Source organism: Microcystis sp. LE19-10.1B (assembly GCF_027530565.1).
Classification (GTDB): domain Bacteria; phylum Cyanobacteriota; class Cyanobacteriia; order Cyanobacteriales; family Microcystaceae; genus Microcystis; species Microcystis aeruginosa.
This window is the reverse complement of the sequence record NZ_JAPZQM010000516.1, coordinates 1-7,483: the sequence shown is the minus strand read 5'-3', so window position 1 is coordinate 7,483 and position 7,483 is coordinate 1. Positions and strand designations below refer to the sequence as shown.

9 protein-coding genes and 1 tRNA gene are annotated in these 7,483 nt (G+C 43.2%); 5 read left to right on the top strand and 5 right to left on the bottom strand.

All coding sequences use genetic code 11. The features are described 5' to 3' along the window. Positions 1–255: 255 nt before the first annotated feature. Positions 256–660 (bottom strand): 8-oxo-dGTP diphosphatase MutT, encoded by a 405-nt coding sequence (gene mutT, locus O9332_RS18530; RefSeq protein ID WP_288026787.1) that lies wholly within the window; start codon positions 658–660, stop codon positions 256–258. Positions 661–763: 103 nt separating this feature from the next. On the opposite strand from mutT, the gene O9332_RS18525 reads away from it, so the two are divergent. Continuing rightward, positions 764–1,087 carry a 30S ribosomal protein PSRP-3 gene (locus tag O9332_RS18525; RefSeq protein ID WP_002760450.1) on the top strand — a complete coding sequence of 108 codons (324 nt, stop codon included), beginning with the start codon at positions 764–766 and terminating at the stop codon, positions 1,085–1,087. A 331-nt stretch (positions 1,088–1,418) separates the two neighbouring features. Here O9332_RS18525 and O9332_RS18520 read toward each other — a convergent pair whose 3' ends face one another. Both O9332_RS18520 and ndhL read right to left on the bottom strand, forming a co-directional pair. After that, a complete protein-coding gene (locus O9332_RS18520; RefSeq protein ID WP_002763321.1) occupies positions 1,419–1,724 on the bottom strand; it encodes a DUF3007 family protein in 306 nt (101 codons plus the stop codon). A 19-nt stretch (positions 1,725–1,743) separates the two neighbouring features. Then, positions 1,744–1,983, bottom strand: a complete 240-nt coding sequence (gene ndhL, locus O9332_RS18515; protein WP_002732218.1) for an NAD(P)H-quinone oxidoreductase subunit L — start codon at positions 1,981–1,983, stop codon at positions 1,744–1,746. 172 nt (positions 1,984–2,155) lie between these two features. Here ndhL and O9332_RS18510 point away from each other — a divergent pair. Beyond that, positions 2,156–2,241, top strand: a tRNA-Leu gene (locus tag O9332_RS18510). Positions 2,242–2,315: 74 nt separating this feature from the next. Here the strand turns inward: O9332_RS18510 and O9332_RS18505 are convergent. Further along, positions 2,316–2,954: an HAD-IA family hydrolase gene (locus tag O9332_RS18505; RefSeq protein WP_002763323.1), complete on the bottom strand. Its 639-nt coding sequence runs from the start codon at positions 2,952–2,954 to the stop codon at positions 2,316–2,318. After that, entirely contained in the window at positions 2,944–3,891 is a 948-nt protein-coding gene (queG, locus tag O9332_RS18500) for a tRNA epoxyqueuosine(34) reductase QueG (protein WP_002763325.1), read from the bottom strand. Before queG ends, O9332_RS18505 begins: the two co-directional genes overlap by 11 nt. Before the next feature lie 354 nt (positions 3,892–4,245). On the opposite strand from queG, the gene O9332_RS18495 reads away from it, so the two are divergent. The 3 genes from O9332_RS18495 (at position 4,246) to tatA (ending at position 7,317) form a co-directional block, all read left to right on the top strand. Next, entirely contained in the window at positions 4,246–4,977 is a 732-nt protein-coding gene (locus O9332_RS18495) for a hypothetical protein (RefSeq protein WP_002763327.1), read from the top strand. Between the two features lie 559 nt (positions 4,978–5,536). Continuing rightward, positions 5,537–6,967, top strand: coding sequence for a dihydrolipoyl dehydrogenase (gene lpdA, locus O9332_RS18490; RefSeq protein WP_002763328.1), 1,431 nt, complete (start codon positions 5,537–5,539; stop codon positions 6,965–6,967). Between the two features lie 173 nt (positions 6,968–7,140). After that, positions 7,141–7,317 (top strand): twin-arginine translocase TatA/TatE family subunit, encoded by a 177-nt coding sequence (gene tatA / locus O9332_RS18485; RefSeq protein ID WP_002763330.1) that lies wholly within the window; start codon positions 7,141–7,143, stop codon positions 7,315–7,317. Positions 7,318–7,483: the final 166 nt, after the last annotated feature.

Here is a 7,483-nt window from a genome sequence, read left to right as displayed (position 1 = left end):
CGAAAAACGCTTAATTGCTTAAGTCTGACTCTTTCGACCCGTCCGTTTTGAGTGTCCGGATGCCGGACGGCCACTTTGAACAAGTCGAAAAAATCTAATGTTCAACCTTATTTCCTAGAAAGTTTTACTCGTTCAAGGCCGAATTTGAATTCTTTTCTGAACAAAACCCCCTACTATCTGTTGTCAAGGTTCAGTTTTTAGCTTGGTTATCGCTTTTTCCATTGTAGCTTAAAGCCGTCCTAAAAGGACGGGGTTTTAACCCAAATTTTCGATAATCTCTTGATTGGCCGCGGGGAAAGTGTAATGATTTAGCTCCTCGATAGTTACCCAGCGGATTTCTTCACATTCGATCGCTCTCGCTTCGCCGCTGAGATAACGACAGTTATATACTTGTAGATTAACCCGAAAATGACTATAGGTGTGATCGATGGTGATTAAATGACTATCCACTGCGATTTCAATGCCAATTTCTTCTAATACCTCCCGTTTAATACATTCTTGTACCGTTTCATTGCCTTCGATTTTGCCACCGGGGAATTCCCAAAAACCGCCCAAGAGTCCCTTGGCTAGACGGCGATCAATTAAAATTAAATCTCGATCATCTCTAATTACGGCCACACCGATTTGTTTACAGGGTAAAGAGTCTGTTTCTGGAATCATAGCGGTTATTAGCGAAAAAACAGCAAAAAATAGTTAAAAACTGACTGCGGAAAATTGAGTCAAAAGATGATATAATCGAGAATTGTACGATTAACGATTAACAATGACAGTCAGTTCCGAATCAAAGTTTATTTTAAAAGTATTGTGGTTAGATCAGAACGTAGCGATCGCTGTGGATCAGGTGGTCGGCAAAGGAACTAGCCCCCTCACCGCTTATTTTTTCTGGCCGCGCAATGATGCTTGGCAACAACTGCAAGAGGAGTTAGAAGCAAAACACTGGATTGATGAGTCCGATCGCGTTGATGTTCTCAACAAAGCCACAGAAGTAATTAATTTTTGGCAAGAGTTACGCAATCAAGGCCGACAAATCCCCATGGCCGATGCACAGTTAAAATTCCCCGAAGTTGTGTTTAGTGGTAGCAATTAATTTATCGAAAAAATCGGGTCTAAAACCTCGCCTTAAGGCGAAAAGTTTTTGGAGCGGGGCATAAATCCCCGTTACAAAAACGGCCTCCTGCCCCCTGCCTCCGCTAAGTCCGACTACTTAGGGTTTGCTGAAAAAGTTTTTCCTAGGGGCAGGGTGTAGGGTGTGGGGTGTGGGGTGTGGGGTTTTACCGATTTTGAGGGGGTCAATTACCTAATTTTCAGGGAAAAAGTCCCTGAATTTCCCCCTGATCACTCCCATATCTGGTACTTTTTGATTGACAAAAAGTCTAAAAGTGTTATCCAGCAAGGTTTTTAGATTTATTCAGCCAGCCCTATTTAGTTTTTTCTTCTTCAATCTCCCGCTGCATTTGGGCGATTTCTTCGGGAGTCATCGCTTCCAGGCGTTTTTTAAAGACGGCATCTTCGTAATCCTTGCGCTGTTTGCCGTAGGTCATATTATCGGTGGCAACTCGAAACAGATAGGTAAAAATCCAACCGATGACACCACCTACCAACACCGCTTGACTCCAAATTCCCGCCGAAGCACTATCTAAACCGGTTTTTTGTAGGATAATGTAGAGGATGCCGCCCATAGCAAACATCCCTATACCGATCCCGATGACATCAATGCGTCTCATGGGTTTTTTTGGTGATAACTTAAGCTTTTAGGGTACGACGTTGGGGACGGAAGTTAAGGAAAGGACTTAACAACAGCATCCCAGGGAAGAAAAAGCTCATCAGAAAGTACATAAACCCTCTTTCCCAAGAAGATGCCACATACCAGCGCGTATTGAGGTAGTAGTAGATAACGGCGGGAATGACGAGCAAATACAAGACACTGAGAGATAGGTAGATCAGGGCGATGATAATGGTTTCTTGCGTCAGAATTGATTGCATAAGGATTGATTTTTATCAATGGCTGTCGGTGAACTGCAATTCACCTGCTGATCATTTTACCCCCTCTTTCCCCCTTTGCGGCGATCGAATTGGCGGACTAAAATAATTTGCTGAAAATACTCTTGCCAATTAAATTATTTGTGATATGATAAAAAATTGTCGGTTAAATAACGGGGGCGTGGCGGAATGGTAGACGCTACGGACTTAAAATCCGTTGAGCCTTATAAGCTCGTGAGAGTTCGAGTCTCTCTGCCCCCATCGATCGAAGTCTATATTTAAACTGAGTGTTGGATATTCTAGTACAAATGTCCATGCTCCTAGTAAAAACTTTTTCAGCCAGCCCTATCTAAAATATCCAATAATTCTAGGGGATGATCAATGAGATGATCAGGGTTAAATTGGGAGAGAATTTGAGGGGAATTAAAGCCCCAAGCGACTGCCACCACCTGCACTTGACTTTTTTGGGCAGCAGTAATATCTCTGGTTTCATCGCCGACATAAATCATTTCATCGGGACAGAATTTATTTTGTCGGATCAGGCGATCAATAATTTTGTGTTTGCCGAATAAAGGCGTTCCCGAATAGATAAAATCAAATAAATTTAAGAGTTGATTATTTGCTAAAAATATGGTGACGTTTTCCTTGGTATTAGAAGTTATTATTCCTAATCTATAGCCTCTTTCTTTAAGAGTGGCTAGGCAGTGATGCCAGCCATGGAAAGGTTTCAGACATTCAATTTGTTTATTTAATTCCCGTTTAACTCGATAGAGTAAAAAAGGGATTTTAACGGGGGAAACTTGGGATTGTTTAATAATTTCTTGGGAACTAAGGTTTTTTAGTCTGGCCAAATCTTCCTCGTTGATGGGTTGATAACCAAAATTTTTAGCCAAACGATTGACAATCTCCACGAAAGTATCGTGGGTATCGGCGATAGTACCATCAAAATCGAACACGACTACTTTAATTGTCATCTTGTGCGGGGTGAGGGGAATGGGCTAAATTAGCTTGGGCATTACGTCGCCACTGCTGGGGTTTAATTCGACGCAGGGCTGACGAGATGAAACGACGATCCCACTCCTCTATAGTTAGATTAGCTAATTCCTCCAACCTTGGCGAGAGGTTTTCGGGACGAGGTTGAAAATCCTCCACGTCGGTAACTTGGGCAAAACGTTGATTCCAAGGACAGACATCTTGACAGATATCGCAGCCAGCTACCCAACCTTGTAAATTCTCGGCAATTTCTGTAGGCAAAGTTACAGCACGATTTTCGATGGTATGGTATGCAATACAGCGATTAGCATCCACCACAGAGGGACTAACTATTGCTTGGGTGGGACAAGCGCTTAAACAACGGCTACAGGTGCCACAATGGGCGCTATGGGGTCGATCGGGTTCTAAAGGTAAATTAGTTAATATTTCCCCTAAAAAGACCCAACTACCGTAATTGCGGGTAATTAAGTTACCATTCTTGGCAATCCAGCCGATCCCTGCTCTTTGCGCCCAAACTTTATCCTGTACCGGTCCTGTATCCACATAGTAACGGGTTTGAATTTGCTCCCCCTGACTTTCTAACCATTGACTGAGGGCTTTTAATTTTTTACTTAATACTTTGTGATAATCCCGTCCCCAAGCATAACGGGAAATTTTGCCATGGTTTTGTTCTGGACTGTGTTGCTGGGGGGTGTAGTAGTTAAGGGCAAGACATATTAGTGATCGCACTTCTGGCCAAAGAGTTTTGATATCCTGTCGTTTCGGGTTAGTCATCCAATCCATATCAGCGTGATAACCGCGCTCTAACCAGCTTTTTAGATGGGATACCGCCGAGTCTTGACTATCCACAGAAGCAATACCGACCCCATGGAAACCTAACTCTAGCGCTTTTTCTTTGATTTGTGTTTCTGTGGGCATAGACATATCTTAAGTCAAGTATTCGTAACAATTATTTGCAATGATCAATTTATTGAGCCAAATCCCAGGCTGAACAATTAGAAACCATGATCAACGAAGAAACTGTGGTTCCCGTCCCCGCTATATCGTCCTCATACTAAATCCAGTTATTAAAAACTGATTATTTATTCTCCGTTTTGCATGAGTGCATGAGTAGAAAACGGGTTTCTCCGAGAAACCCGTTTTCTGTGCGTTACTCAACGGATTTAGTATAACCATTGACTTGCTCAATTCACACCCGTCCCTAAAATGACTTGCACTTTGCTAGTACAATTATAGTAAGAAGTAAAATAAGAAAGATTAAAACAAATAACCATGTCTCAACCGATTACCATCGAAGATATCTATAAACTTTTTGAGAAAACTAACGAAAAGTTTGAACAATCACGCCAAGAATACGATCGCCGGGCTGCTGAAGCCAAGGCTGAAGCTAAGGCCGAAGCTGATCGCCGGGCCGATGAATACGATCGCCGGGCCGCCGAAGCCAAGGCCGAAGCCGATCGCCGGGCCGCCGAAGCCAAGGACGAAGCCGATCGCTGGGCTGCCGAAGCCGATCGCCGGGCTGCTGAAGCCGATCGCCGTTTAGCCAAGCTAGAGAAAACAGTGGCCAATACCAGTCGTGCTGTGGATAGTTTAACCACTCGCTGGGGAAGATTTGTCGAGGAATTAGTCGAACCTGCTGTTATTAGCCTATTTCGTGGCAAAGGTATCGATGTTAAAGAAACCTACAGTCGTGCCAGGGTAAAACGGCAAGGAATAGCCATGGAGATTGACATTTTAGCCGTCGATGAAACCGAGGTAGTTTTAGTAGAATGTAAGTCTCGTTTATCGAAAGATGATGTCAATGAATTTTTAGAAAAATTAAGTCGATTTAAACAAGCATTTCCCCATTATAAAAACTATCAAGCTTATGGTGCAGTGGCAGGAATAGAAATAGATGAAGGAGTAGATCGTTATGCCTATAAACAAGGTTTATTTGTGATTAAACCATCGGGAGAAACAGTAGAAATAATTAATGATTCTGGTTTCGAGCCTAAATTATGGTAGGAGAAAGATGATACCCCCATCCGGCAAAGTATTGGCGGGAGGTCTAATTTTTCCAATCTAGCACTAGACTAACTTATGGATACGATGCAGAATTAATAAGTAAATGGTTTCAATTAAATTGAAGATAGATTTTGTCTTTGATCCCCCCTGCCCCCCTTGATAAGGGGGGTGCCGATAGGCGGGGGGATCTGACAATTTTTAACACCCACCTACTTATTCATATCTTGATTCAGTAACGTCTTGCATAATTAATTTTTGAGGATTCAAAAACGGCAAAAATAAGGATTAAATTGCCTAAAATCTGTGAAGAGACCATTTAATTGATTATTATTCATGCTTAATTCTCCTGACTACTGACGACCGGCTCCTAATCCCAACAACAATTTTTGATTTTTACCAGAGGTCTAGTAACGTCTTGTCCTAAAATTGCCAATAGCCAGTTTCAATGCACAAGAGCCTGATGGCTAAAAACTGGCTCCAGTTTTTGCCCAGGATAGCACAGCTTGATCGCAGTGGATCGTAAAATGGGATAATGCTAACTTTGAGAGTCAGAGAGACTATGAGTGAATTCGACTACGATTTAATTATTATCGGTGCTGGAGTTGGTGGCCACGGGGCAGCCCTACACGCAGTCAAATGTGGGCTAAAAACAGCTATTATCGAAGCCAAAGATATGGGAGGAACCTGTGTCAATCGCGGTTGTATTCCTTCTAAAGCTTTACTGGCAGCCTCGGGACGAGTGCGCGAATTAGCCGATAGTGACCATCTGAAAAGTCTAGGTATTGCCATCGCTGGCGTTAATTTTGACCGTCCGACAATTGCCGATCATGCTAACAACCTTGTCAGTAAAATTAGAGGCGATCTCACTAATAGTCTTAAACGTCTCAAGGTTGATACTATCCACGGTTGGGGAAAAATCGCCGGCCCGCAAAAAGTTAGCGTCATCGGGGATAGTGGCGAAAAAATCTACACCGCTAAGGATATTATGCTCTGTCCGGGGTCGGTTCCCTTTGTCCCACCGGGGATCGAGATCGATCACAAAACGGTTTTTACCAGCGATGAGGCCGTTAGATTAGAAACTTTACCCAAGTGGATCGCAATTATCGGTAGTGGTTATATCGGTCTGGAATTTTCGGATATATACACCGCTTTGGGTTGTGAAGTGACGATGATCGAAGCTTTAGATAGTCTCATGCCAGGATTTGACCCAGAAATCTCGAAAATCGCGGAAAGAGTTCTGATTAAACCTAGAGACATCGAGACTTATGTGGGAGTTTTGGCAAAAAGTATTAAACCGGGGAATCCTGTGGCCATTGAACTGGTGGACGCAAAAAGCAAAGAAGCGATCGAAATTTTAGAGGTAGATGCTTGTTTAGTCGCTACAGGAAGAATCCCGGCGACAAAGAATCTCGGCTTGGAATTTGTTGGGGTAGAACTGGATAAACGCGGTTTTATTGCCGTTAATGACAAAATGCAGGTAATTCAGTCCGGTGAACCGGTTCCCCATCTCTGGGCCGTGGGCGATGCTACGGGTAAAATGATGTTAGCTCACGCTGCTTCGGGTCAAGGGGTAATAGCCATTGAAAATATCTGTAATCGCCCAAAAACCATCGATTATCGCAGTATTCCCGCCGCCGCTTTTACCCACCCCGAAATTAGTTATGTGGGTTTAACGGAACCGCAAGCAGAAGCTTTGGCACAGGAAGAAGGGTATAAGGTTGCTTCTGTCAAGACCTATTTTAAGGGAAATTCCAAAGCTTTAGCGGAAGGAGAAACGGAAGGCATCGCTAAAGTCGTTTATCGTCAGGATACGGGCGAATTACTCGGTGTTCATATTATCGGTATCCACGCATCGGATTTAATTCAAGAAGCGGCCAATGCGATCGCTGAACGCAAATCTGTCCATGAACTCGCTTTCCGCATCCACACCCATCCGACTCTCTCAGAAGTCCTCGACGAAGCTTACAAACGCGCTGAAGTGGCAGCATAGAGTCAGTTATCAGTTATCAGTTATCAGTTATCAGTTATCAGTTATCAGCTTCTGAAGGCAAGAGGCAACAGGCACTCGTGCAAAAGACAGAATCTGGCAATTCTCCAAGTTTACGACTCCTGACTCCTGAATTCTGACTCCTTTCTCTTTTTTTACTTTTTACTTTCAAGATTATGTTTGGATTAGGTTGGCCAGAAATAGTAATTATTGCTGTGGTTGTTCTCCTGATATTTGGACCGAAAAAAATACCCGAATTTGGGGCAGCTTTGGGGAAAACTTTACGGGGATTTAAAGAAGAAATCAATCAAGATGATCAAGAAATTGAAGACAGTGATGAGAAGATGAGATAGATTTCGGCGGGTGCATCTCATTTTTGTAAATCTACTAATTTGGGATTTTTAAGGGGAAACTTTCTCCTAAAATTGGGCGTTACTTTCGGTTTTATCACTCAATCCAAGCTTTTGGGGGGTTCTACCCCCCAAACCCCCCGTTGGGGGCGTGGCGCCGCCCCCAAAC